The sequence below is a fragment of the Shewanella electrica genome (assembly GCF_022321485.1).
GTDB classification, from domain to species: domain Bacteria; phylum Pseudomonadota; class Gammaproteobacteria; order Enterobacterales; family Shewanellaceae; genus Shewanella; species Shewanella electrica.
Window position 1 is genome coordinate 45,710 of record NZ_JAKOGG010000010.1, and the last position, 24,176, is coordinate 69,885.

Consider the following 24,176-nt stretch of genomic DNA (forward strand, 5'->3'; position numbering starts at 1 on the left):
ATGGCAACTCAAGATATTATTCGACGCTCCGGCACTTCGGACGTAACACCAGCCGCGCAAGCACGCGTTGGCGGCGTTAAACAGGTGGCAAAACTGTTTGATGCAACCAAATGCAATGGCTGTAAAGCGTGTCAGGTAGCTTGTTCCGAGTGGAACGATCTGCGGGAAGAGGTTGGCTCTTTCCAAGGGACTTATCAAAACCCAGCTTCTCTCTCTCCGGAATGCTGGACTTTGATGAAGTACAACGAGGTCGAAGCCGACGGCAAGCTACACTGGCAGTTTACCCACAGTGCGTGTATGCACTGTGCCGATCCTGGTTGTTTAAAAGCGTGTTCTACTGCGGGCGCCATTGTGCAACATGCCAATGGCACGGTGGATTTTGACTCTGACAAATGTATTGGTTGCGGTTACTGCGCCAGTGCTTGTCCGTTCGACATCCCTAAAATCAGCCCAGTAGACAACAAGGCCTACAAGTGCACCCTGTGTTCAGACCGTACCGCCGTTGGCCTTGAGCCATCGTGCGTGAAAACCTGTACCACTGGCGCACTGCGGTTCGGTACTCGCGAAGACATGCTGTTTTATGCAGAGAAACGCGTGGCCGAGTTGAAAGATCGTGGCTTCACTAACGCGGGTATTTATAACCCAGCTGGCGTTGGTGGCACGGGTATGGTGATGATCCTGCGTGACATCAACGACCCAGAAAGCTACGACATGCCAAAAGATCCACAGATCAAAGTGTCTACTGAACTGTGGCAAGACGTGCTCAAACCCTTGGGTACGGCGGGGATTTTGGCTACCGCCGGTGTGGCACTGCTGCACCGTATCACTGTAGGTCGCAACATCGTTGAGGAAGACCAACCGGGCTATCGTGCCGAAGACCACGAGGAGGACAACCAATGAAAAAGCAGAAAATGATCGTGCGTCATAAGTTGTTCGACCGTATCTGCCACTGGTTTATTGTGGCGGTAGGTCTGGTAACGTTTTTGACTGGTTTTTCTTTCTTTTATCCATCATTCCAGTGGTTAGGGGCGATTTCTGGCACACCGCAACTGGCACGCTTTGTTCACCCTATTGCGGGGTTGATGATGTGTTTGCCATTGCTGCTGATGCTGGTGCGTTACTATAGCCACAACAAATGGGAAAAAACCGACATCGCTTGGTTCAAATCGATCAAGGCGGTGATGTTTGAGGACGAAGAGAATATTCCGCCTGTAGGTCACTACAACCCAGGTCAGAAAATTCTGTTCCGCGCCTTTGTGGTGTTTGCAATTGCACTGATCGTTACCGGCATCATGATGTGGCAGCCGTACTTTGCGCCATATTTTGAGTCCGACGCGGTAAGCTGGGCAATTCTGATCCACGCATTATGTGCCGTTGGCATGTTGGTTTTTGTCATAGTGCATTTCTGGATGGCTACCTGGGTAGAAGGTTCTATCACCGGTATGTTGTACGGCAAAGTCTCTTTGGCTTGGGCGCGTAAACACCATCCATTGATGGCAAAAGAACACGAAGATAAGGAGTAACAGCTGTGAGTAATGCCAGCGATATCCCCGTAATGCCGATTGACCCGTCACCGTTAGCGCTGAAACCTGTGTTACCGGCTAAGCCAGCAGCGCTGTACAGTCATCGGGCCAAGCGTCTGCAAACTTTAGCGGAGGATTCTCCGCTGGCAGATTACCTGAAGTTGTGCAGCTCATTAGTGGGCGTTCAAGCCAAGTTAGCTGAAACCGATATGGGCCCAGCACCTGAGCTGAACGCCGCACTTGAGCAGCCAATGTCAGTCGCCAACACTCACGATAACCGTTACTGGTTAGCGCAGTTGCAAACACTGTTAAGTGAAGCGCTACCGCTGGTACCGGCCAATGTGGCTGAAATTATCCGTGAATTGATGCAGCAGTCGCCTGATCAGTGGGCTGAATGGGGCAACAGCCTGCGTCAAGGAAAGTTCAGTGATGTGCCAGCACAATACAGCCTGTTTATTTGGGCTGCCATGTCGCTGTATTGGTCACATTGGGCGCCAGCGCTGATCAGCCGTATGGATGCCAACGCCATCAAACAGGAAAGCCTGTGTCCTGTTTGTGGCAGTCATCCAGTGGCGAGCATGGTACGTGAAGAACCGCGTGAAGGGCTGCGTTATCTGCACTGCAGCCTGTGTGAAACCGAATGGCATTACGTGCGGGCACATTGCACCGCCTGTAACCAATCGGAATCGATGGAGCTGTGGTCATTTGAAGATCACCAAGCCGCGGTACGTATCGAAACCTGCGACGACTGTAATGGTTATACCAAGATGTTGTTTGTCACTAAGTCACCACAACTTGATGCTGTGGCTGATGATTTGGCATCGCTGGGACTGGACGCGCAATTGAGCGAGAAAGGTTACAGCGCGACTACGGTAAACCCACTGTTGTTAGCTCACGAAGCTGACTAAACGTTCATGGCGTGGCTGCTTGCGGCCACGCCATTTTTACCTTTGAGTTGTACATGATGACCCAAGTATTTGACACGCCTGCCAGCCTGTATCGCGCCCTGCCATCGGTTGATAGCCTATTGGCGGCCGATGCCAGCCAAGCCTTGCTAACGCAATATGGTAAAGACGCCGTAAAACAGGTGATTAACCAACAATTAGCAGCAGCGCGGGCAGTGATTGCTACCGAGCAACGTTTGCCGCAATGGCTGGCAAATAGCACCACGACTTTCGAGTATTTGGCTCAACATCTACAGCAATTACATCAGTTGAGTTTGCGCCCAGTGCACAACCTCACTGGCACCATTTTGCACACCAACTTAGGCCGCTCGCAGCAGTCAGAAGCCGCAATTAACGCGGTAACCCAAGTGATGCGCCATGCCACGCCGCTGGAGTTTGAACTGGAAGCGGGCAAACGCGGCCATCGCGATAACGCCGTCAGCCAACTGATCCACCGCCTTACTGGCGCCGAAGCCTGCTGTGTAGTGAACAACAACGCCGCCGCGGTATTGCTGATGTTATCGGCAGTGTGTGCGGGTAAAGAGGTAATTGTGTCGCGTGGTGAGTTGGTGGAAATTGGCGGCGCGTTCCGCATTCCAGACATCATGCGCCAAGCCGGTTGTACGCTGGTGGAAGTGGGCGCGACCAATCGCACTCATCTGCGTGACTACCAAGCAGCGATTACCGAAAATACTGGTGCGATTATGAAAGTACACACCAGTAACTACCATATTCAAGGGTTCACCTCCGCCGTTGACGAAGCTACCTTAGGCAAGTTGTGCCGTGAACGTGGCATTCCGTTGATCTCCGATCTCGGCAGTGGCGCGCTCACCGATCTACGTCGCTTTGGTCTCAAGCAAGAGCCGATGCCGCAGCAGATGCTGGCCGATGGCGTGGATCTGGTCAGTTTCTCCGGCGACAAACTGCTCGGCGGGCCGCAGTCAGGCTTGATTGTCGGTAAACAAGCGTTGATCGACAAACTGCAACAGCATCCGCTCAAGCGCGCGTTGCGCTGTGACAAGCTGATTCTGGCGGCGTTAGAAGCCACTTTACTGCATTATCTCAATCCTGAAACGCTCGATAGCCAACTGCCGATTATGGCGAAATTTGCCCGCAGTGAAGCGGAGATCTGCCGCCAAGCCGAGCGTTTTGTGGCCGCGCTGCAGCCGCTGTTTGCGCCACGTTATCCGCTGCGCGCGGTGCCTTGCCAAACCCAAGTTGGCAGTGGCTCACAGCCGGATACTTATCTGCCATCCGCCGCTTTGGCATTCCGCGCCCAAGCGGGTGGCAGTTTAGCCGAGTTAGAGCGCCACTTTAAATCGGCTGAACAACCGATTATTGGCCGTATCAAGGATGAGCAACTGCTGCTGGATCTGCGCGGCGCTGATGACTTTGAGCAACTGCTCGCTAGCCTGGCACAGTTGGGAGCGCCAACATGATCGTAGTTACCGCTGGCCATGTCGACCATGGTAAAACCTCGCTGATCCGAGCGCTGACCGGCATCGACGCTGACCGGCTACCGGAAGAAAAACGTCGCGGCATGACTATCGATCTCGGCTACGCCTTTATGGATCGCCCTGATGCTAGCCGCTTGGCGTTTATCGATGTGCCGGGACATGAAAAATTTATCAACAACATGCTGGTGGGCGTCAGTCATGCCCGTCATGCACTACTGATTTTGGCCTGTGACGATGGCGTTATGCCGCAAACTCGCGAGCATTTAGAGATCCTATCGTTACTGCCATTGCACAGTTTGACCATCGCGCTGACCAAGATCGACATGGTCGAAGCCGAGCGCGTGGAAGAAGTTCGTCAACAAGGTAAGGCACTGCTGGCACAGTATCAGTTGCAAGCAGACCAAGTGTTTGCGGTATCGTCGGTGACCGGCGAGGGCGTTGCAGCGCTCCAGCAACACTTGCAGCAACTGAAAGACGACGCCAGTGAACACCCCGCCAAGGCATTTCGTATGCCGCTTGATCGTGCCTTTACTGTCAAAGGGGCGGGGTGTGTGGTCACGGGCACCGTGATCAGCGGCGAGATCCGCGTCGGCGATATGCTCTACAGCTCGGCGCAGCAGGGCATGTTGCGGGTACGTGGTTTGCACAGCCAAGGCCAAGAGCAACAACATGCCACTGCGGGTTGCCGCGTCGCCTTAAACCTTACCGGCACCGACCACCACCGTTTGCCTACACGGGGCGACTGGCTCAGTTCGATTGAACAGCCGGCGCCGTGTGATCGGCCGGTGGTCGCCTTATCCACCTTCGAACCAGTCACCCATTGGCAAAGCGTGCACTGCCATCACGGTGGTGAACACTGTTTGGCGCGTTTGTCGTTATTGACGGACACCACGCAGGACGGCGCCCCGTTGGCGGAATTGATCCTCGAACAGCCGTTACTATTGGCACAAAATGACACCATCGTGCTGCGCCATGCCAGCGCCAAAGCCACCATTGGCGGCGCGCGCGTATTAGCGCTGGATGTGCCGAGCCGTAAAAAGCGCAGTGGCGATCGTTTAGCGTTGCTGCAAGCCGTGGCAAATTGCCAACATATGAGTGATGAAGTGGAGCTACTGCTGCAAACCAGCGTGATGCACAAGCAGCAACTGGCGTGGCGCTGGCAGCTCAACGAACGTGGTGTTGCTATGTTAGTGCTGACTCAATCACTGCATGCGATTGGTGATTGGGTGGTATCGCCGAAGCTGTATCAACAGCAGCAACAATTACTGCTCAATACGCTGGCGAGTTTTCATGAGCAGCATCCCGATCAGCCCGGCGTCGGCTTACACCGCTTACTACGCATGGCGCACAGCACCTTGCCCGATGCGGTTGCTGTGGCGCTGGTGGACGACTTGACTCAACAGCAGCGCGTGCTCAAGCGTGGTTCCTTGTTACTGCTGACCGAACACAAACAGCAGATGACCGCCGCAGCGGAGCAATTTTGGCAGCAGATTTTGCCGTGGATGACTGAGCAACGCGGCCCAGTGTGGGTGACCGATATGGCCGAGCAGTTTGACCTGCCTGCCAGTGAGATTCGGCCATTGTGCTTACAAGTGGTACAGCAAGGTTATTTAACCGCCGTAGTGAAAGACCGCTACATGTTGACCGAGCAGTTGCAGCAGATTGCCACCATGTTGCGCCAGCACTTTGCCGAGCAGCCACAGCTGGAAACCGCTGAATTTAAAGAGATGGTGGGTTTAGGCCGCAAAGTCAGCATTCAGTTACTAGAGTTTCTTGATCGCTGTGGCTTTACTCGCAGAAAATATCGCGCCAATAGTAGAGAATTGCGTGACGCTACGGTGTTTGCAGCAAGCGTTGAGGAAAGTGGCGGAAGAACATAGGAGTCGAACCTACCCGGGACTGCTGGCAGCCCCACCCGGATTTGAAATCCGGACGCCTCACCGGAGACGACGTTCTTCCATCAAAAGACCGCCGTATAATAGGGAATTGTGGTATGTTAAGCAACGCTAAACCTTAATTAGCTGATGTGTTTGTGAAACAGTTCCTATTTTATTTAAAGAATGCTTGTTTTTATATAATTGTTAATTTTAGAGGGTGCTTATGTTGGAAGTTTCAAAAGAAGTCACAGTTGAACGAAATATCACCCTCATCGATCGTGACAATATATCTGAGCGCAGCAATATCCTAGCCAACGAAGTGCGCATTGCACTGGTGTATAACGGCATCTCACACACCGTCATGCTGGCTACCCCTGAAGACATTGAAGCCTTTGCCATTGGTTTTACCATCTCAGAACGTATCGTATCAAACATCAATGAAATCAAAGGTGTTGATATTGAATACGTTGAAAATGGCGTGATTGTAAACATCGAAATTACCCAACGCTGTTTTATGGCATTGAAAGAGCAACGCCGCAGTATGGCAGGCCGTACCGGTTGTGGTTTATGTGGTGTCGCCCAGCTGGATGAAGCCGTTAAACCGATTAAAGAAGTACCCAATACGGTTAACTTTGATTTAGGCTTATTGCCCGACGTTTTATTAAAAATTAAAGAATTTCAGCGCACCTACGAAATAACCGGTGCCACACATGCCGCCTTCGGGATTAATTTGGCGGGCGATGTGATTTATGCCCATGAAGATATTGGTCGCCATATCGCCATGGATAAATTAATTGGTACTTTTTCACAGCGTAATGCAGAAAAACCGGCTGCGGTATTGCTGACCAGTCGCGCCAGTTTTGAAATGGTGCAAAAAGCCGCCAGCGCCGGTGTTGAAGTGTTATTTGCTATCTCCGCCGTTACCGCTCTGGCCGCTGAAGTCGCCGAGCAAAGCAAAATCACCCTAGTCGGTTTTTGCCGTAATGGCCGCGCTACCGTTTATACCCACCCGCACCGCTTGCAATTGCACGAAGCACCGCTGCAGCCAGCGCTAGCTGAGTGCGAATAAGCCGCACGGGATAATGAAAAGGATGCTACGGCATCCTTTTTTAATGGCTGATTTAAGTGCCTACTACAGGGCAAGTTGTCACGCGGCGGTGTATTTCTGCTTACTGATGGTTTTACTATGTAGTGTGTTTGAAATATAAGGAGCAGCTTATGCAATGTCAGCAAATCGTATTTACTCACCCAGGTATGCCAGAGGTGATGCAGTTGGCGTTGGGGGAAGTAGCTGCGCCGCAAGCTGGGCAGGTGCTGATTAAAGTCGTCGCTGCGGGCGTGAATGGCCCTGATATCTATCAGCGGCAGGGCAGTTATCCACCACCGGCCGATGCTTCGCCAATTTTGGGGCTGGAAGTGGCGGGTGAGATTGCCGCTGTTGCTGCGGGTGAACCCCGTTGGCAGGTGGGCGATAAAGTGTGTGCCTTGGTGCCCGGTGGTGGCTACAGTGAGTACGTGCTTACTTGGTCGGCCCATTGTTTGCCTGTGCCTAACGGTTGGCGCATGAGTGAAGCGGCGGCGCTGCCTGAAACCTATTTCACCGTATGGCATAACCTATTTATGCGCGGCGCGCTGCAAGCCGGCGAAACAGTGTTGATCCACGGTGGCAGCGGTGGCATCGGTTCTAGCGCTATTTCGCTGGCGAAAGCGTTTGGCGCGCGGGTGATTGTCACTTGTGGTTCGGCCGATAAACAAGCCTATTGCGAGTCGCTCGGTGCCGATGTGGCGATTAACTATCGTGAACAAGATTTTGTCGAGCGGGTGAATCAGTTCACCGACGGCCAAGGTGTGCAGTTGGTGCTGGATATGATTGGTGCCGATTACATCAACCGTAACCTCAAAGTGTTAGCCATGGATGGCCGCATGGTGTCGATTGCTTGCCGCCAAGGACGCATGGCAGAGGTCGATGTCGGTATGTTGATGTTTAAGCGTATTTTGTGGACCGGCTCGACCCTGCGGCCACAAACCGTGGCACAAAAGGCGGCGATTGCGGCGCAGTTGGCACAGCAGGTGTGGCCGCTGCTGGATCAAGGCCAGCTCAAACCACATCTTTATGCCGAGTTGCCATTGGCCCAAGCGGCTCAGGCGCACCAGTTGATGGAGTCGGGCGAACATCAAGGCAAGATCGTGTTGCAGGTGAGTGGCGCCAATTGATGGTGCGTTAGCGTCAGTGCCGATGTGGGGCTGGTGCTGGCGCGCATCGGCGCTTGCCTCTATCTTTACTGGTTGAAGCGGATGGCCGCTCGTCGCGCTGCAAATTTCTCTCCGCTTTAGTACAAACTGTTCTCAAAACGGTCATCAAGCGGTAGCGGTATGGTAAAAATGCGGCATTAATATCAGTAATTGGTTTTTTATCGCATAAATTCGTTTGCGTTCCAGAATTTTTAGGCTAAATTCCCACTCTGAAACTGGCCGCTAAAACCACTGCTATGATTGTGGGGAAGGTGACTGAGTTTTGCCGGGTTCCGCGAAGGGTTTTATTCAGTGTAATAACGAATTTACTCCCGGGATATCAGCGCAGTTGCACGAGTACACACTTGTTGGAAACGCGCGTTATTTGCTCACAAAATTTGGTATATGTGTTGATTTAAGGGTATTGGCATATATGTATAACACTGCAAAAAAACAAGTTTGGTATGGCGAGCTGAGAACCGCGCGCGGCAACGTTGTCGTCATCCATGATAATCAGTTACCCGAGGCCTCACCTGGCCGCGTATTTCTCTACAACACCCAACGCAAAGCGATTGTGGAATATGTAGAAGATATCGTGAAACCCAATTTGTATGAGTTGAGCGATGACCAGGTAAAAGCTGCGGAAAGCGCATTCAATGGTGACTGGAAGTCTGCACGTTCTGCCTTTATGGCAAAACAGCAGTCGCGCATCAATCTGGCGAATATCAAAGATACCGCGCCAGCCGGTGGCCGTAAGGCAAAACCTGAGCCGCAAATCGATGACGACGACAGCGATGTTGACGTGACTGCCAGCGGTGACGATTACGATGATGACGGCGGTGATGATTGGGATAGCGACGATTACGACGAGTAATCGCTAGTTATTCCTTATCGAAGCTATCGACGAGTAATCGCTAGTTATTCCTTATCGAAGCTATCGACAATAATCGCACCCATCGAAGCGGGCATGGCAATCAGCAATGTCCGCTTAATGGCCAATACAGGCTCTGCCCACATTGGCCACTTATCTAATGCAATCAGCACCACGCTGACCACCGCTAGCGTTAATACGTACGCAATAATTACCCGCAACCAAAACACTGCAAGACGCCGCACAATATTGGATTGAAACACGCTTTGATAAGCAAACAAGGCGATAAACGCTAAGCTCAGCAGCACCACTAGCGCCATGTTGCCCAATGGCAAGGTTTGCGCGAGATGCCAAGACTCTTCTGAAAACGCAATCGGCACCGACAGTGCAAACGCGCCAATGACAATCTGTCCGGCATCTTCGCCGTTAAAGTGAAAATTCATCGGTTAAATACAATCAAATTCATAGCGACTGATGTGATGATACAGCGCTGGCGGCAGAATCCAAGGATCGCCCAGTTGTGGCTGATTGGGTGAATCTGGCAGCATCTGTGGCTCAAGGCACATCGCTTGATGAGTTTTGAGCAACTGGCCGTGGCTCGCCATGGTGCCCTCAATATAGTTGCCCGTGTAAACCTGCATGCCCGGCTGATTGGTGTATAACGTTAAGCGCCTGCCTGATAGCGGCGTGGACAGTTGCGCCGCCTTATGTAACGCGGAGCGCGCATGGGGCAGTTGGTAACAATGGTCGAGCCCATCACCATGCAAGGCGGGTTTAGCCAAAATGGTTGAGATTTGCTGCGGTTGTTGCAGGTCAAAATCGGTGCCAGCCACAGATTTCACATCAATCGGCAACTTACGTTCATCCGGCACCAGCAGTTTGTCGGCCCACACTTGCAGCGTATGCGTGCGAATGCTGTCGCTGCCATCAAGATTAAAATAACTGTGTTGGGTCAGGCTGATGGGGCAGGCTTTATCGGGCGCGGCGGTAAACTCCACAAACAGATTGTTATGGACGAGGCGGTAATCTAACTGCACGCGGCAGTTGCCGGGAAAGCCCATATCCCCATCGGGGCTGAGCATGGTCAACCGCACGCCGTCAGGCAACAGGCCAATATGCCACTGGCGCCGATGAAAGCCCTCAGTGCCGCCGTGGAGGCAGTTGCCTTGTAGATTGGTGTCGAGTGGGTATTGCTGGCCTTGATAACTGATCAAGCCATCTTTGATGCGGTTGCTGTAACGGCCTGCGACGCCGCCGAGGAGTGCACTTTGAGCGAGATAATCGGCCACTGAGTCACAGCCGAGTACGATGTTAGCGCGGTTGCCGAGTTTATCTGGCACCCACAACTTGCGGATAATGGCACCTAAACTAAGCACCTCAATGGCGAGTGTGCCATTGTCGATACGAACGCGTTCAACTTCGCCGCCGCGTGGATCTTGCCAAGGTGCTAATACGGTGCAACGTACCATTGTGACTCCTTTTTCAAGTGAGCGGTCACGACTCCTTCAACCGCTATTTTTCGATTCTACTGGCTCCTGCGCATGGGCTACACAGGTAGATGCTGGCTTCTAAGCCGCTTTGTGCCTGATATTGTTGTTCGACAGTGGCGATCACTTCGTCAGTGAGTTCATGCTCAACTAACGCGACCACGCAACCGCCGAAACCTTTACCTGCAAGACGCACGCCGCCACGGCTGCCGACACGTTGTTGTACCAGATCAACCAACATATCAATCGCCGGATCGCTGGTTTCAAAATCATCACGCATCGAAGCGTGGCTTTCGGCCATCAGTTGTGAAATTTTGCCAATGTTGCCGCGGGTGAGCGCGCGTGCCATCTGTTGGGTGCGGATGTTTTCCGTCACCACATGATGCGCGCGGCGGTAGGCCTCTGGATCAAGTTCGGCTTGGGCGGCGGTCAGTTCGGCAAGGTCGAGGTCGCGTAAGCTCTCCAGCCCAAAATGGTGCGTGACTTGCTCGCATTGTTGGCGACGTAGATTGAATTCATCACTGTGTAGCACCGATGGTAAACCGGAGTTAATCAACATCAGGCTGAGTTCATCAGGAATTTTGACTGGCTGGCATTCAAGGTCCATGCAGTCGATCAACAGCGCGCATTCCTCTTCGGCCATGGCGCTAGTGATTTGATCCATGATGCCGCAGGCGTAACCCACATAGTGGTTTTCGCCGCGTTGTGCTAACTGTGCCACCGCCAGCGGTGACAAGTGCAGTTGGCTGGCATCGTTAATGGCTGTACCAAAGGCGATTTCCAGCGATGCGGATGAGGCTAGACCGGCATTAGCCGGAACGTTGCCAACCACGGCTAAATCGAGCCCTTTGGCGGGCAAGCCTGACAATGCCACGGCTGCGCTAAAGCCTTTCAGATAGTTCACCCAGCCATCTTCCGGGTGCATGGTGCCTTCTGCACCAAATTGCCATTGGCGAATGTCGCTAAAGCTGTCGGAGATGGCGCGAAATTGGTTATCTTTACGCACCTTAACGGCGATAACCGTATGGAAGTTGATGGCGACCGGCAACACAAAACCGTCGTTATAGTCGGTGTGTTCTCCCATCAAATTAACCCGTGCCGGGGCACTAAACAGCATATCTGGCTTAGTACCGAAGGTTTTAACAAATAATTTAGTGGCACTAGGGGCTGGATTGGACATAGATAAGCGGATCCTGCTAACTCAAATACATAGCACAGTTATGGTGCAGTTATATCACGACTGCACCAATAAGAGTTAGCAGGATTTTAAGGGTTATTTCACTTTACTGTGGTTGCTCTTGGGTTTTGTTTTCGTTAAACAGCGGCGGCATGGTGCCACTCGGTGTCAACTGGCTGATCACGTGTTCCACAAAACCCGCACCGGCTGCTTCATACAAGTTATAAACCGCATTAACCCCAAGATCTTGCAGCGATTGTTCATCCTCGCTGTATTGGATAATGGCGCTAATCTTGCCTTGGTAAGAGCGTTTGCGCAGTTGCTCAATGGCGAAGATATTACCGGCATGATACGGCATTGCCAGCAGTACCCATTCGAGATGCGGCGCACGCTCCAGCTTCTCCCAAAAGTCGGTATCAGACGCATCGCCTTGCACCACATTACGGCCTTTATTGCGATGAAACTCCACCAAATCTTGCTTGTGTTCGATACCCAAAATGGTGTCACCGAAGTTAGCACGCAGTTCATCATAAGCGCCGCTACCGATGCGGCCCATCCCTAGAATCAAGAAACGTGGATCGCCCAAAGAGATCTGGCGGTCTTCTGGATGCAGCGGCGATTTTTCTAATCGACTTAGCTGCTGACTGAAGCGGCCATAAATATGCGCCACCATGTTGTTTAGCGGTGCCGCAATCAAGAAGCTGGCGCTCAATGCCACGGCGATGATCAGCAACCAATGCGATGGCAGCCAGCCTTTATTGGTGGCAACCGCGGCGACAATCAAACCAAATTCACTGAAGTTACCTAAGTTAAACGCACCCATAATGGCGGTGCGCGAACGCAAGCGAAAACGGGTCAGCAACCAGATAAACAGCGCCACTTTGATCGGAATCAGGAACAGCAGAATGCCGGCCATGCCGATATCTTCCAGTGATGGCAAACCATTGAGACCAATCGTGAGGAAGAAGGCGACCAAGAACAGCTCTTTGAAATAGAACAATGACTTGGCCAGTTCTGATGCTTTTTTATGGCCTGCTAGCAGCATACCGGCGATCAGCGCGCCTAAGTCGGGTTTCATGCCGACCAGTTCAAATAACCAAGCGCCGCCCACCAATGCCATAAATAGGCCAAATAACACTAACAATTCGCCGTGACCCACACGGTCAAACAGGCGATACAGCAGCGGCCTGAGCAATGGCAACGCTAACAAAGCAAACGCCCACGGTGATGGGAAGTTACCTTTGGAAATGGTGAGGAACAGTACGGCAAAGATATCCTGCATAATCAGAATACCAATCGCTACGCGGCCGTAGAGCGATTGCATATCGCCTTTGTCTTCCAGCACTTTCACCGCAAATACGGTGGAAGAGAAGCTCAAGGCAAAGGCGATGAGTGCCAGTTGTTGCCAGTCGAGGTCCGTCACGCGTGAAACGCCGAGTGCGCCAAGTAACATCAGCAGCGGCATAAACACTAACATCGAAATGATCAGATGCAGACTCGAACCGGCCCAAACCTCCGCTTTAAACAGGCTGCGAACATCGAGTTTCAAACCGATAGCAAATAGCAGCAGGGTTACACCGAGGTCGGCCAGCGAATGCAGAATCGGCAAGCTGTCGGGCTGAACGCCCAGCACGTATAACACAAAACCCGCCGCCAGATAGCCAATCAGTGGCGGCAGATTAATACTATTGACTGCCATACCACAGGCAAGGGTGATGATAAGAATTGCGGGTTCCATAGAGATGCTGGTTGATTTTTGAATGCACCAACTATAAGCGATTCAGCCAGATAAATAAAAACGGCTCCGCACTGGGAGCCGTTATTTTCAACAGTTGAGCGCTGTTATTGTGGCAACAGATGATCTAAATGGTTAGCAAACTCGGTTGGCCCCATAAAACCGGTAACGCGCAAGTCGTCACGCAGTTCGCCATCGGCATCGACAAACAGTAGCGTGGGTAAGCCGAGCACGTTGTAAGCATCTAGCAGTGCTTGGTCTTCATCATCCATGGCTGTCACATCCGCTTTCAGTAGCACCAAGTTGCTCATGCGGCTGGCGACTGCAGCATCTTTAAAGGTGATGTTGGCAAACTCTTTACAGGCCACGCACCAGTCGGCGTACAGATCTAACATCACTGGCTTACCTTCGGCCTTGGCCTGTGCCAGCGCCGCTTGAAACTCCGGCAACGTTTTAATGGTGTTAAAGCCGCCATGTTGCTCGCTGGTCGCGGCATGATTGCTCACTGAGTAACCCAAGTAGCCCATTACCGCTTGCAGGCCGTAAGAGAAACTACCGAGCAGTGCCAGCAACAGCACGACTTCGCGGCTGGTATGTTTCCAACTCACTGGTGTCAGTTTATTTTGGTGCAGCAGATAACCAACAAAACAGATTGCCCATAGCGACCACAGCAGATCTGATACCAGCCCCGGCCAGATGCGACCGAGCATAATGATGGCGACCATGATCAGCAGGAAGCCAAAGATATGCTTGATGATGTTCATCCACGCACCGGCGCGTGGCAGCAGTTTACCGCCAGAGGTACCGATCAACAGCAGGGGCAAGCCCATGCCCATGCTGAGCACATACAGCGTGACAAAGCCTTGCAGCAGATCGCCACTTTGCGCCACATATACCAATACTGCTGACAGCGGGGCGGTGGTACATGGTGAAGCGACTAAGCCAGAAAGCACGCCCATCACAAACACGCCACCGAGCTTACCGCCTTGTTGTTTGTTCGACAGGCCGGTGAGTTTTTCCTGCCAGCGCGATGGCAGTTGCAGCTCGTACATGCCAAACATCGACAAACTCAGCAGCACAAACAATATCGCGATAGCAATCAGTACCGGTGGGCTTTGCAGTGCCGCTTGGTATTTCATCCCTGCGGTCGCCACAATCAGCCCCAGCACCGAGTAGGTGATCGCCATGCCCTGCACGTAAGTCATCGACAGGGTAAAGGCGCGCGCGGTAGACACCTTGCCGCCTTGGCCGACAATAATGCCGGACAAAATTGGGTACATAGGGAACACACACGGCGTCAGCGCAAGGCCAATACCGAGCACGAAGAATGACAGCAAGGTGAGCAACCAGCTATCGCCATGCACTAACTGTTGCAGCAGTGAATCTTGCTCAGTCAACGGTTGTGAGGTGGCGGTATCGGCGCTGGCAGCATCGGTCGCAACCCCAGCGAGGACGCCGTCATTGGCGGCCACTTCGGTGAGATCAACATCGCGGGTGGTGGGCGGAAAGCACAATTTGCCTTCGGCGCAGCCCATAAAGGTAACACTTAACTTGCCATCAGCGGCGGCTTGTTTCAGCGCGACCGGGATTTCAATATAGGTGCGATACACCGCCTGATTACCAAAATAATCATCATGATGATCTTCACCTACAGGTTTAGCGATATCGCCCAGCTCGGCATTGCTAACGGCAATGTTGAGCTTATCGCGATACATATAATAACCATCGGCAATCACCCAACTGAGGGTAACTTTATTGCCGTCTTGCTTTGCTTCAAAGGCAAACGCCTTTTCCACTGGCATCAGCTCAGGTTCACTGGTTAAAAAGGGGAATTTTTTGGCGAAGCTGTTATCTGCCTGTACCGCACCAGCAACAATTACCAGTACACCAAGCAACAGAGGGAGCAGTCGTTTCATCATTTTGTATTGTCTTTGATCCAGTCCAGATACGCGGGTAAACCGTCGCTCACCGCTACAGCCAATATTTCAGGGACATCATAAGGATGCAGGGCAACGATGCGCTGTGCTAACTCGGCATAACCGTTGCGCTGACATTTGATCTGCATCGCCACTTCGGTGTCATGGCAGATGTTGCCTTGCCAACGATAGGTGGAGGTCATCGGCGCTGATATTTGCACACAGGCCGCTAATTGCTCACTGACCAAAATATCAGCCACTGTTTGTGCCGTTTCCCGCTCGGGAAAGCTACAAAACACCAGCAGTGCCTCAGCGTTCTCATGTGCCATAAAGTTCCTGAAAACTGAGTGTTAGCGTTAAACGCTATCTTTGAATGAGCGCTTACTTTACGTGTTTTACAGTAAAAGTGCATTAAGCGTTTACTGAAACAGTGAGCTTAACCAGTAATTGATAGGGGTTGAAATTGTGACGCAATAGCCCCAAATTAGCAGAAACATAGATTGCCCACGGTTAGCCCAACATGCCTTTTCTTTTTATCTTCCTGCTATTTTTAGTCCCTGCCGTTGAAGTGTCGGTAATGATGCGCGTCAGCGATGCCGTGGGTGGCTGGAACACTTTTGCCTTAGTTATCCTGACCGCCGCAGTGGGCGTGTCATTGGTGCGCAGCCAAGGATTAGTGACCTTGATGAGCGTGCAGCGCAAGCTCGCCACCGGCGAAGTGCCCGGCCAAGAGATTGTTGAAGGTATGATGCTGGCATTGGCCGGGGTGCTGCTTTTTATTCCGGGATTTGTCACCGATTTAGTCGGTCTACTGCTATTAACGCCGTTCACGCGCGCGCCGATTGCCGCCTTTGTATTGAAACGCCTGCAACTTAACGTGGTCACGTCGCGCTTTAGTCAATCCAATAATCCGTTTGGGCAAGGGCCGTTTCAGCGCCCGAAACCAGAAGATGACAATGTGATTGATGGGGAATATGAACGTAAGCCGGATCCATCAGAGAAACGTCCTGAAAGCCATCAACTCGGTGACGACCAACAAGACGATAATAAGCGGCAATAAGACGACAAAAAAGCAGCAAGTTACCACATGGCCGACTTGCTGTTTGGCTCTCTGCCACAGCAACTATCCACCACCGCCAATCGGCATCAATTCAAATACTGATCGTAATCACCTTGGTAGACCGCCACTTGCATGGTGCTGTATTGGCACAGCAAAATCCCCGGAAAGCTAAGCTGATTCTGTTGTAACTCTTTCAGTGACGGCAACATCATCTCACCCACCGCATCGTAAGCGATGCGATAGCTGGCAAAGCGGTTGTTGCTGAAGCGCTCAATAATATCGGCAAAAAACTGCTTCTCGGCGGCGGGACTATCAGGCTTACTGTACCAGTAACCTTGGCCGCGCCAGTACAACAGCAGCGCCGTGCCAGCATCACACAGTGGATGATTGATAATCGCTTGGGCGGCGGTGATACCGTCATCCCAATTGAGGTTAGCGGCGACATAATGCAACTCTTCCATCGATTGCAGTTGGTTGATGCACTGTAGTTGCTCAGGTGCTTTAGCAAACTCGGCGGCAATGCTGGTCAGCACATCGGCCATGTCGGCATCCGCTAACCACTCCGTGATTCTCTCTGGGTTTGCTATGGCCCCCGCTTCGCTACATTCAAATGCTCGTAAAAATTGGTCGCGCGTTAACCGCTTAGCCATACATCACTCCTTGGTTTGTCGGCGTTGATAACTGAAATTTAAGATGGAATATAAGGTTGGCTATGGGGCAGATGCGCCGGCTCTTTAATCCGCAGCGCGATGAAATAACTCACTAACCCCATGATGACGTTGGTGATTGGCAGTGCCAATAACACGCCATGAATCCCCGCTGTAAATGCGCCGATGGCGGCCAGCGGTAGCATCAGCGCAAATAGCCGCACCAGATTGAGCGCCAGCGAGGCCATCGGGCGGTGATAGGCGTTAAGCGCGGTGGCGACAATGATCACCATCCCCAACGGGCCATAGGCCAACGGTAAAAATTGAATATAAAACGTCAGCCATTGCAGCAACTGTGGATCGTCACTAAACCAGCCCGCTATCGGTGCGGCAAAACAGGCCAACGGCAGATACAGCAAGGTTTGAAACACCAATACAAATCGAATCGATAACAGCACTGCTTGGCGGGCGCGTTGTGGCTGCCCCGCACCGAGGTTTTGCGCCACAAACGGCACCACGCTGGACGACAGCGCCATCGACACAATCAGCAATACTGACTCCAAGCGGATGCCTGCACCAAAGGCGGCTACCGCGGTGTGATCCATACGTGCCAGCAGCGCCATAATCACCGCATTGGCGAGCGGATTAATCAGGTTCATCAACGCGGCGGGTTGGGCAATGTGCGCCAAGCGGCGCCAGTTAGCTTGATAACGTTTCCTGCAGATGCGGGCGGTGGTTAGCAGATGACGTTTGATGATCAGCAAATAGCCGGATAATCCCAGCGCAACCAGCCAAGACAGTACGGAAGCCAGCGCCGCACCTTGCAGCTCTAGTCGAGGAAACGGCCCAATGCCGAAGATCAGCAGCGGGTCGAGGATGAAATTAATCAGCGCTGCGAGTGCCAGAATTTTTGCCGGCGACTTGGTATCTCCGGTCGCTTTTAGGCCTTGGTTGCCGACCATCTGCAATACTAACAGCGGCACGCCGATAAACCACGGCTGCATGTATTGTTGGATTAATGGCAACAGCGCAGGCGAGGCGCCCAGCAGCGTGAACAGCGGCGCAAACAGTAAGCTGCCGAGCAGCGACAGCGCCACGGTGATCAGAAAACTGAGTAACAAAGCATCGTGCAAAAACACTTTGGCCAGCGGCGCATGACCACTGCCAATCAGGCGACCAAGATTGGTGGCCACCCCAGCACCAATGCCGATGGCGATACTGGTGATCACTAAGGTCACGGGAAAAGTAAAACTGATGGCGGCGAGGGCGTCAGTCCCTAAACGGCTGACAAAAAAGGTGTCGACCAGATTAAAGCCCAGTACGGTCAAAATCCCCAGCATATTGGGCAGGCTCATGTTGAGCAGCACACGACCAATTGGCTGACTTAGCAGCCCGTGTCTGTCTCTCATTGTGTGTACGACCCCGTGAGAAGAGAAAAAAAGAAAAATGCCCAGCAGCGGCGTGGGCTCAGAGTTTATCAGCATTCCGCAGACGGCGACAAAATTGATTGTGTAAAGGCTGATTTAGCACCAAAAAATTTAAAAATTTTTTCCACTCAACACTTGGAAGTGCAAAATGCGGCCCCATATAGGAACCATCTGGCGATGACGCGGAACGTTATCGCTTTTCTTAACTTAAAAATTCGCCTGAAGTTGGGCAAAACGTCATTAGGAGAATCCATAAATGAATATTCGTCCATTACATGACCGCGTAATTGTGAAACGTCTGGAAGTCGAAGCGACTTCAGCTGGCGGCATTGTATTGACTGGCAGCGCGGCCGAAAAATCTAGCCGAGCAGAAGTATTGGCAGTCGGCCATGGCCGGATTTTGGAAAATGGCGAAGTGCGGCCACTGGATGTGAAAGTTGGTGATGTAGTGATCTTCAACGAAGGTTACGGCGTGAAAAAAGAGAAGATCGACGGTCAGGAAGTATTGATCCTGTCTGAATCAGATCTGATGGCTATCGTAGAGTAAGCCGCTTTTAACCATAACGACATTCCAACGAATTAACGTATTAAAGGATAATCAACATGGCAGCTAAAGAAGTAAAATTTGGTAACGACGCACGCGTAAAAATGCTGGCGGGTGTTAACGTTTTAGCCAACGCAGTTAAAGTGACTCTGGGCCCTAAAGGCCGTAACGTAGTTTTGGATAAAAGCTTCGGCGCGCCGCTGATCACCAAAGACGGTGTATCTGTAGCTAAAGAGATCGAACTGGAAGACAAGTTCGAAAACATGGGCGCACAGATGGTAAAAGAAGTTGCGTCTAAAGCTAACGACGCAGCAGGTGACGGTACCACTACCGCTACCGTACTGGCACAAGCTATTGTTAACGAAGGTCTGAAAGCGGTTGCCGCTGGCATGAACCCAATGGACCTGAAACGCGGTATCGACAAAGCGGTTGTTGCAGCGGTTGCTGAACTGAAAGCCCTGTCGCAAGACTGCTCAGATTCAAAAGCTATCGCCCAAGTAGGTACTATCTCTGCTAACTCTGACGAATCTATCGGCGAAATCATCGCGACTGCGATGGAAAAAGTTGGCAAAGAAGGCGTGATCACTGTTGAAGAAGGTCAAGCGCTGGAAAACGAACTGGACGTAGTAGAAGGTATGCAGTTCGACCGTGGTTACCTGTCGCCATACTTCATCAACAAACCAGAAACTGGTTCTGTTGAACTGGACAACCCATTCATCCTGTTGGTTGACAAGAAAATCAACAACATCCGTGAATTGCTGCCAATCCTTGAAGGTTTGACTAAAGCGGGCCGTCCACTGCTGATCGTAGCAGAAGACGTTGAAGGCGAAGCGCTGGCAACACTGGTAGTGAACAACATGCGCGGTATCGTGAAAGTAGCTGCTGTTAAAGCACCTGGTTTCGGCGACCGTCGTAAAGCGATGCTGCAAGATATCGCTATCCTGTCAGGCGGTACTGTTATCGCTGAAGAGATCGGTCTGGAACTGGAAAAAGCCACTCTGGAAGATCTGGGTAGCGCTAAACGCGTGGTTATCACCAAAGACAACACCACCATCATTGACGGTGTCGGTGAACAAGACCAAATCAAAGCGCGCGTTGAACAAATCAAACAACAAATCGCTGAATCAACTTCAGACTACGACAAAGAAAAACTGCAAGAACGTATGGCTAAACTGGCTGGCGGTGTTGCAGTTATCAAAGTCGGTGCCGCTACCGAAGTTGAAATGAAAGAGAAAAAAGACCGCGTTGAAGACGCTCTGCACGCAACTCGCGCCGCTGTTGAAGAAGGTGTGGTTGCAGGTGGTGGTGTGGCGCTGGTTCGCGTTGCTTCAAAAATCAAAGATGTTGCAGTGGCTAACGAAGACCAAAAACACGGTGTGGTTATCGCTCTGCGCGCGATGGAAGCACCTTTGCGTCAAATCGCAGCCAACGCTGGTGAAGAACCTTCAGTTGTGGCTAACACTGTGAAAAACGGTGAAGGCAACTACGGTTACAACGCGGGTAACGATACCTACGGCGACATGCTGGAAATGGGTATCCTTGACCCAACTAAAGTAACCCGTAGCGCACTGCAATTTGCAGCGTCTATTGCTGGCCTGATGATCACCACCGAAGCGATGGTATCTGAACTGCCACAAGAAAGCGCTGGTGCCCCTGATATGGGTGGCATGGGCGGTATGGGTGGCATGGGCGGCATGATGTAATCCATCTTGCTGGCCGATGACTAAGGCTTAGCTTTAGTTCATCACCCAGACTCAACAAAACCCTCGGACTTAGGTTCGAGGGTTTTGTGTTTTTAGCTTATTTATCGCCACTCTTCTTGGCTAAAATCTCCACCTCGGCGTGTTTCGTCACCCCCGCCACATTCAGTGCCGCACTGCCCATTGACTCGTAGGTCAGTTCCAACTTTTGCAGCTTAGCACCATCTTTATCTGGCAGATTGAGACTACGTGACGACATACCCTTAGTGAGCGTGCCCAAGCTGTCAAACTCCTTAGTATTGCCGTCTGACATATGCACTTTGATCTTTTTCAGATTCACCGTGCCTTGAGTGCACTTGATTTTGAGCTGGCTAAAATGGCTGTCGGCAAATGGAGATAGCGGTTTTACTGTATCAGTTTCCGCTTGAAAGCTGACTTTTTTATCAGCGATCTTTTCCCAATCTTTATCACCAGCAACCGCATGTAGGCTAAACAGCGTGGTCATAGCGGCTAGTGTTATGGTAGGTATGAGTTTCATTGCATCGCTCCCTTGATAGTTGATCCTTGCAGCTAAAGCTATAGCAGAGGAATATCAAACCAGCGAATGGTGGCGAGCTGAGATGTGGCTCAATCGCTCGGTTTGCCGTAGTTGCTGCAACTGTTACCTCTGGGTGTAAGTGAGTGAGCAGTTTGAAGTGTGTAGGTAAATAGTCGGTTGTGATGGCGTAGGTACTTTAGCGCCTGCTGCTGTTAGCTATGACGCATAATGCTTGCGGCTTGTGATCTGCTTTAAAAATCGACAATTTGTTCATCCATAACTTGGCAGGAATGCACTAAGGTTATGCTATTGCGCCTAAGACAATGGACTGTTGGCGTACCTGAGCAAGGAGACATACAGATGACATCAGATAGAGAATTTGTATCACAGGTTGAGCAGTACTATTGCAAGCAGCAAAAATCAAAATTGCACTCGCTCGCATTGGGATGTGCACTATTGGTACTCACAGTGTTTGGTCACGATTGGCTCAGCAGTATTTCCGATGAGTTACCGATGATATTCGCCATGTGGGCTGGTGTTAGCTTCAGTATCTTCTTTTTCAATTATTGGGGCTCACCCGCAGACAAGTTACTTGGCGAAGCGATGGAGAAACTGACCAAATAGCGTCCGCGGTAAAACAACCCAGTTTGGGCGCAATTGCTGTAGCCACCATCACTTGGCTGTGCGGCATTTGAATCGTTTTGCCTCACAGCAACAGATGAAGCATGACCTTCTTGGTAATAACACCAAGGAGGTCATTTTATCTGCCCCTAGCTAATCAGAATTATCAAATGCATTAAGTGCAATAGGCAACGCGGCAATGACGATATTGCCCGCCGCTGGCAGCCCCAATAACACCGCACTGATAATCTCCTCACGCGAAGCGCCCGCTTGTTTAGCCTCGGTAACGTGGAATGGTATACCGCTGGTTAATCCCAGCACTGAAAGCACCGCGAGGTAGCCAAGACATTCGGTTTTGCGATCGAGCGCAGAGGCCTTGGTTAACCCTTGTGCGGTGCCCAGCCAAACTTGGGCATAAGCGGGCGCTTGTTGCATAAACACTTGAAACGCATTGCTGACTAATTTGTTGTTATCGTCCATGAGCTTACCTGCGATTGTCGGTTGAATACGGGGTGTTGGTTAAATAATCTCCACCAAACGCAGGGCGAAAACTCAGCGCTGGATAGCACTTTTCACTTGCTGATGACGTGGTTACTTTAGGCCCAGTCAATCTTCTAAAATTGATACTCACCCTTGTGATACGCCAGCGCATCCCAATATTGAATAAATAGCTTGTCGCTAAGCTGCAACATGTTTTCCGCTCACAAGAGCAAACCACCGCAAATAAGGAAGCGAATATGAAAGCGTTAACCCTGAAGCAACCCGGCGGACTTGAGCACATTACCGTGGCTGAATTGGCCGACCCTGGTCAGCCTGGCCCGGGTGAAATCCGTGTGGCGATTAAAGCCAGCTCGCTTAACTTCCATGATTTACTGGTTGCCAATGGTACCTCGCCAACGGCTGACGGCCGTATTTTGATGTCTGATGGTGCCGGTGTGGTTGAAGCTGTTGGCGCTGGCGTCGAAGAGTTCGCCGTGGGCGATAACGTGGTCTCCACCTTCTTCCCTAATTGGCCTGCGGGTACGCCGTTTGCTGGCGTTAGTCACTTTGGTCACACCCCGGGCGATGGCGCCCACGGTATGGCGGCGGAATATGTGGTACGTCCGGTGAGTGCCTTTACCAAAGCGCCTAAAGGCTGGAGTCATGCCGAAAGTGCCACCATCACCACTGCAGGATTAACCGCGTGGCGGGCGCTGGTGGTTGATGGTCAATTAAAAGCGGGCGCAACCGTATTAACCCTCGGCACCGGTGGGGTATCCATTGCGGCGGTGCAGTTGGCAAAAGCCATGGGTGCACGGGTGATTGCCACGTCTTCTTCTGACGCCAAATTGGCAAAGCTTAAAGCACTCGGTGCCGATGCCGTGATTAACTACAAAACCCATCCAGAGTGGTTTAAAGAGGTGCTGCGTTTAACTGACGGCGCGGGTGTTGACCACATTGTGGAAGTAGGCGGTCCGGGCACCTTGTCGCAATCGATGCAGTGTGTGAAAGTCGGTGGTCATATTGCGTTGATTGGTGTGTTGACTGGTGTGCAAGGTGATATTCCATCGGCATTGTTCATGACCAAACAGGCGCGCTTACAAGGTTTGATTGTAGCGAGTCGCCGTGATCAGCAAGAGTTTGTTACCGCGCTGGAAGTCAATGGGATTCGCCCGGTGATTGATACCACCTTCCCATTTGAACAACTGGCCGATGCGTTTGCGCATCAACAAGCCGGTAAGCACTTTGGTAAAGTGTGCGTCGAATGGTAAGCGGTTGCTGAGGTTGATCGCCAGCCGCGGCGATTAACTCGTACATGGTTTAAAAACGCTAAAGGCTAGGGATTGTCTTTAGCGTTTTTGTTTCTTTTCTCGTCAAACAACGGCATTGCGCTGGATTTTTAGCATGTTTTTGTCATATTATGTCAATCGCTTTGTCCAGTAGTAGTTTTATCTGGCTGATAAACATAGCTTTTGTCATTCATATTGATCTTCATGGACTGAATAGAACAACTAGCCAGCTTGGTTAGTCACAACTGCAAATTTGGAGTGCTCATGAAAAAGTTTTTTGTGCTGATTACCGCCTTGATATTGTCTGCTTGTTCCCAACCCACCCCGCAAGAACAAGTGCAACAGACCATGAAAGAGATTGTTACTGCGATCGATAACGGCGAGAAGCAACTGCTGCTCGACAAGTACGTGGATATGGGGAAATACAACATCACCGCCAAAGATCTACAGCAGGAAAATCTCGATCGCCTGAAAGAGGTTTTAGTAAAGGCTGAAAACCAAGCGCCAGAGATGAACGAAGACAACACGCGCGCTGAGATTGCCGTGGAAGGAATGCACAAACCGTTGACCTTCACCAAAGCCGAAGATGGTCAGTGGAAACTGAACAACTAAGCCTGATGATGATTGCAAAACTCACCCACGCGGTGAGTT

General features: G+C 51.5%; 24 protein-coding genes and 1 tRNA gene. 14 read left to right on the forward strand and 11 right to left on the reverse strand.

Annotation, left to right across the window (positions count from 1 at the left end):
* The 5 genes from fdxH to selB are packed head-to-tail and all read left to right on the forward strand — an operon-like array spanning position 1 to position 5,804.
* Positions 1-900: a formate dehydrogenase subunit beta gene (fdxH, locus tag L9G74_RS13835; protein WP_275297437.1), complete on the forward strand. Its 900-nt coding sequence runs from the start codon at positions 1-3 to the stop codon at positions 898-900.
* A complete protein-coding gene (locus tag L9G74_RS13840; RefSeq protein ID WP_238897008.1) occupies positions 897-1,523 on the forward strand; it encodes a formate dehydrogenase subunit gamma in 627 nt (208 codons plus the stop codon). The genes fdxH and L9G74_RS13840 overlap by 4 nt, the downstream gene beginning before the upstream one ends.
* A gap of 5 nt (positions 1,524-1,528) precedes the next feature.
* The gene (gene fdhE, locus L9G74_RS13845; protein WP_238897009.1) at positions 1,529-2,431 is read left to right on the forward strand and encodes a formate dehydrogenase accessory protein FdhE; all 903 of its coding nucleotides are present in this window, start codon (positions 1,529-1,531) and stop codon (positions 2,429-2,431) included.
* A 53-nt stretch (positions 2,432-2,484) separates the two neighbouring features.
* A complete protein-coding gene (gene selA, locus L9G74_RS13850; RefSeq protein ID WP_238897010.1) occupies positions 2,485-3,906 on the forward strand; it encodes an L-seryl-tRNA(Sec) selenium transferase in 1,422 nt (473 codons plus the stop codon).
* The gene (gene selB, locus L9G74_RS13855; protein WP_238897011.1) at positions 3,903-5,804 is read left to right on the forward strand and encodes a selenocysteine-specific translation elongation factor; all 1,902 of its coding nucleotides are present in this window, start codon (positions 3,903-3,905) and stop codon (positions 5,802-5,804) included. Before selA ends, selB begins: the two co-directional genes overlap by 4 nt.
* Here selB and L9G74_RS13860 read toward each other — a convergent pair.
* Positions 5,789-5,883, reverse strand: a tRNA-Sec gene (locus tag L9G74_RS13860). The two genes, selB and L9G74_RS13860, sit on opposite strands and share 16 nt — an antisense overlap.
* A gap of 141 nt (positions 5,884-6,024) precedes the next feature.
* Between L9G74_RS13860 and fdhD the strand changes: the two genes are divergently transcribed.
* From fdhD to L9G74_RS13875, 3 genes are all read left to right on the forward strand, one after another.
* Positions 6,025-6,870 (forward strand): formate dehydrogenase accessory sulfurtransferase FdhD, encoded by an 846-nt coding sequence (gene fdhD / locus L9G74_RS13865; RefSeq protein ID WP_238897012.1) that lies wholly within the window; start codon positions 6,025-6,027, stop codon positions 6,868-6,870.
* A 149-nt stretch (positions 6,871-7,019) separates the two neighbouring features.
* Positions 7,020-8,015, forward strand: a complete 996-nt coding sequence (locus L9G74_RS13870) for an NAD(P)H-quinone oxidoreductase (RefSeq protein WP_238897013.1) — start codon at positions 7,020-7,022, stop codon at positions 8,013-8,015.
* Positions 8,016-8,466: 451 nt separating this feature from the next.
* On the forward strand, positions 8,467-8,907 hold the full coding sequence (locus L9G74_RS13875; RefSeq protein WP_238897014.1) for a hypothetical protein: 441 nt from the start codon (positions 8,467-8,469) through the stop codon (positions 8,905-8,907).
* A 44-nt stretch (positions 8,908-8,951) separates the two neighbouring features.
* On the opposite strand, the gene L9G74_RS13880 is transcribed toward L9G74_RS13875, so the two are convergent.
* From L9G74_RS13880 to cutA, 6 genes are all read right to left on the reverse strand, one after another.
* Positions 8,952-9,347 carry a DUF2391 family protein gene (locus L9G74_RS13880; RefSeq protein WP_238897015.1) on the reverse strand — a complete coding sequence of 132 codons (396 nt, stop codon included), beginning with the start codon at positions 9,345-9,347 and terminating at the stop codon, positions 8,952-8,954.
* Between the two features lie 3 nt (positions 9,348-9,350).
* The gene (locus tag L9G74_RS13885; RefSeq protein ID WP_238897016.1) at positions 9,351-10,373 is read right to left on the reverse strand and encodes an aldose epimerase family protein; all 1,023 of its coding nucleotides are present in this window, start codon (positions 10,371-10,373) and stop codon (positions 9,351-9,353) included.
* A 43-nt stretch (positions 10,374-10,416) separates the two neighbouring features.
* Entirely contained in the window at positions 10,417-11,571 is a 1,155-nt protein-coding gene (gene galK, locus L9G74_RS13890) for a galactokinase (RefSeq protein WP_238897017.1), read from the reverse strand.
* A gap of 103 nt (positions 11,572-11,674) precedes the next feature.
* Positions 11,675-13,306, reverse strand: a complete 1,632-nt coding sequence (locus L9G74_RS13895) for a cation:proton antiporter domain-containing protein (protein WP_238897018.1) — start codon at positions 13,304-13,306, stop codon at positions 11,675-11,677.
* Between the two features lie 104 nt (positions 13,307-13,410).
* Entirely contained in the window at positions 13,411-15,219 is a 1,809-nt protein-coding gene (locus L9G74_RS13900) for a protein-disulfide reductase DsbD (RefSeq protein ID WP_238897070.1), read from the reverse strand.
* On the reverse strand, positions 15,219-15,548 hold the full coding sequence (gene cutA / locus L9G74_RS13905; protein ID WP_238897019.1) for a divalent-cation tolerance protein CutA: 330 nt from the start codon (positions 15,546-15,548) through the stop codon (positions 15,219-15,221). The genes L9G74_RS13900 and cutA overlap by 1 nt, the downstream gene beginning before the upstream one ends.
* A 191-nt stretch (positions 15,549-15,739) precedes the next feature.
* Here cutA and L9G74_RS13910 point away from each other — a divergent pair, with 191 nt between their 5' ends.
* Positions 15,740-16,279 (forward strand): FxsA family protein, encoded by a 540-nt coding sequence (locus L9G74_RS13910; RefSeq protein WP_238897020.1) that lies wholly within the window; start codon positions 15,740-15,742, stop codon positions 16,277-16,279.
* An 86-nt stretch (positions 16,280-16,365) separates the two neighbouring features.
* Here L9G74_RS13910 and L9G74_RS13915 read toward each other — a convergent pair whose 3' ends face one another.
* The gene (locus tag L9G74_RS13915; RefSeq protein ID WP_238897021.1) at positions 16,366-16,929 is read right to left on the reverse strand and encodes a DUF4274 domain-containing protein; all 564 of its coding nucleotides are present in this window, start codon (positions 16,927-16,929) and stop codon (positions 16,366-16,368) included.
* A 38-nt stretch (positions 16,930-16,967) separates the two neighbouring features.
* A complete protein-coding gene (locus L9G74_RS13920) occupies positions 16,968-18,335 on the reverse strand; it encodes an MATE family efflux transporter (protein WP_238897022.1) in 1,368 nt (455 codons plus the stop codon).
* A 274-nt stretch (positions 18,336-18,609) separates the two neighbouring features.
* Here L9G74_RS13920 and L9G74_RS13925 point away from each other — a divergent pair, with 274 nt between their 5' ends.
* Both L9G74_RS13925 and groL read left to right on the forward strand, forming a co-directional pair.
* Positions 18,610-18,900: a co-chaperone GroES gene (locus L9G74_RS13925; RefSeq protein ID WP_238897023.1), complete on the forward strand. Its 291-nt coding sequence runs from the start codon at positions 18,610-18,612 to the stop codon at positions 18,898-18,900.
* 56 nt (positions 18,901-18,956) lie between these two features.
* Entirely contained in the window at positions 18,957-20,600 is a 1,644-nt protein-coding gene (gene groL, locus L9G74_RS13930; protein ID WP_238897024.1) for a chaperonin GroEL, read from the forward strand.
* Positions 20,601-20,697: 97 nt separating this feature from the next.
* Here groL and L9G74_RS13935 read toward each other — a convergent pair whose 3' ends face one another.
* The gene (locus tag L9G74_RS13935) at positions 20,698-21,135 is read right to left on the reverse strand and encodes a DUF2541 family protein (protein WP_238897025.1); all 438 of its coding nucleotides are present in this window, start codon (positions 21,133-21,135) and stop codon (positions 20,698-20,700) included.
* A gap of 360 nt (positions 21,136-21,495) precedes the next feature.
* Here L9G74_RS13935 and L9G74_RS13940 point away from each other — a divergent pair, with 360 nt between their 5' ends.
* Positions 21,496-21,759: a hypothetical protein gene (locus tag L9G74_RS13940; RefSeq protein WP_238897026.1), complete on the forward strand. Its 264-nt coding sequence runs from the start codon at positions 21,496-21,498 to the stop codon at positions 21,757-21,759.
* 150 nt (positions 21,760-21,909) lie between these two features.
* Here L9G74_RS13940 and L9G74_RS13945 read toward each other — a convergent pair whose 3' ends face one another.
* On the reverse strand, positions 21,910-22,236 hold the full coding sequence (locus tag L9G74_RS13945; protein WP_238897027.1) for a carboxymuconolactone decarboxylase family protein: 327 nt from the start codon (positions 22,234-22,236) through the stop codon (positions 21,910-21,912).
* A gap of 257 nt (positions 22,237-22,493) precedes the next feature.
* Between L9G74_RS13945 and L9G74_RS13950 the strand changes: the two genes are divergently transcribed.
* The gene (locus L9G74_RS13950; RefSeq protein ID WP_238897028.1) at positions 22,494-23,507 is read left to right on the forward strand and encodes a zinc-dependent alcohol dehydrogenase family protein; all 1,014 of its coding nucleotides are present in this window, start codon (positions 22,494-22,496) and stop codon (positions 23,505-23,507) included.
* Between the two features lie 282 nt (positions 23,508-23,789).
* Positions 23,790-24,137, forward strand: a complete 348-nt coding sequence (locus L9G74_RS13955; protein WP_238897029.1) for a hypothetical protein — start codon at positions 23,790-23,792, stop codon at positions 24,135-24,137.
* Positions 24,138-24,176: the final 39 nt, after the last annotated feature.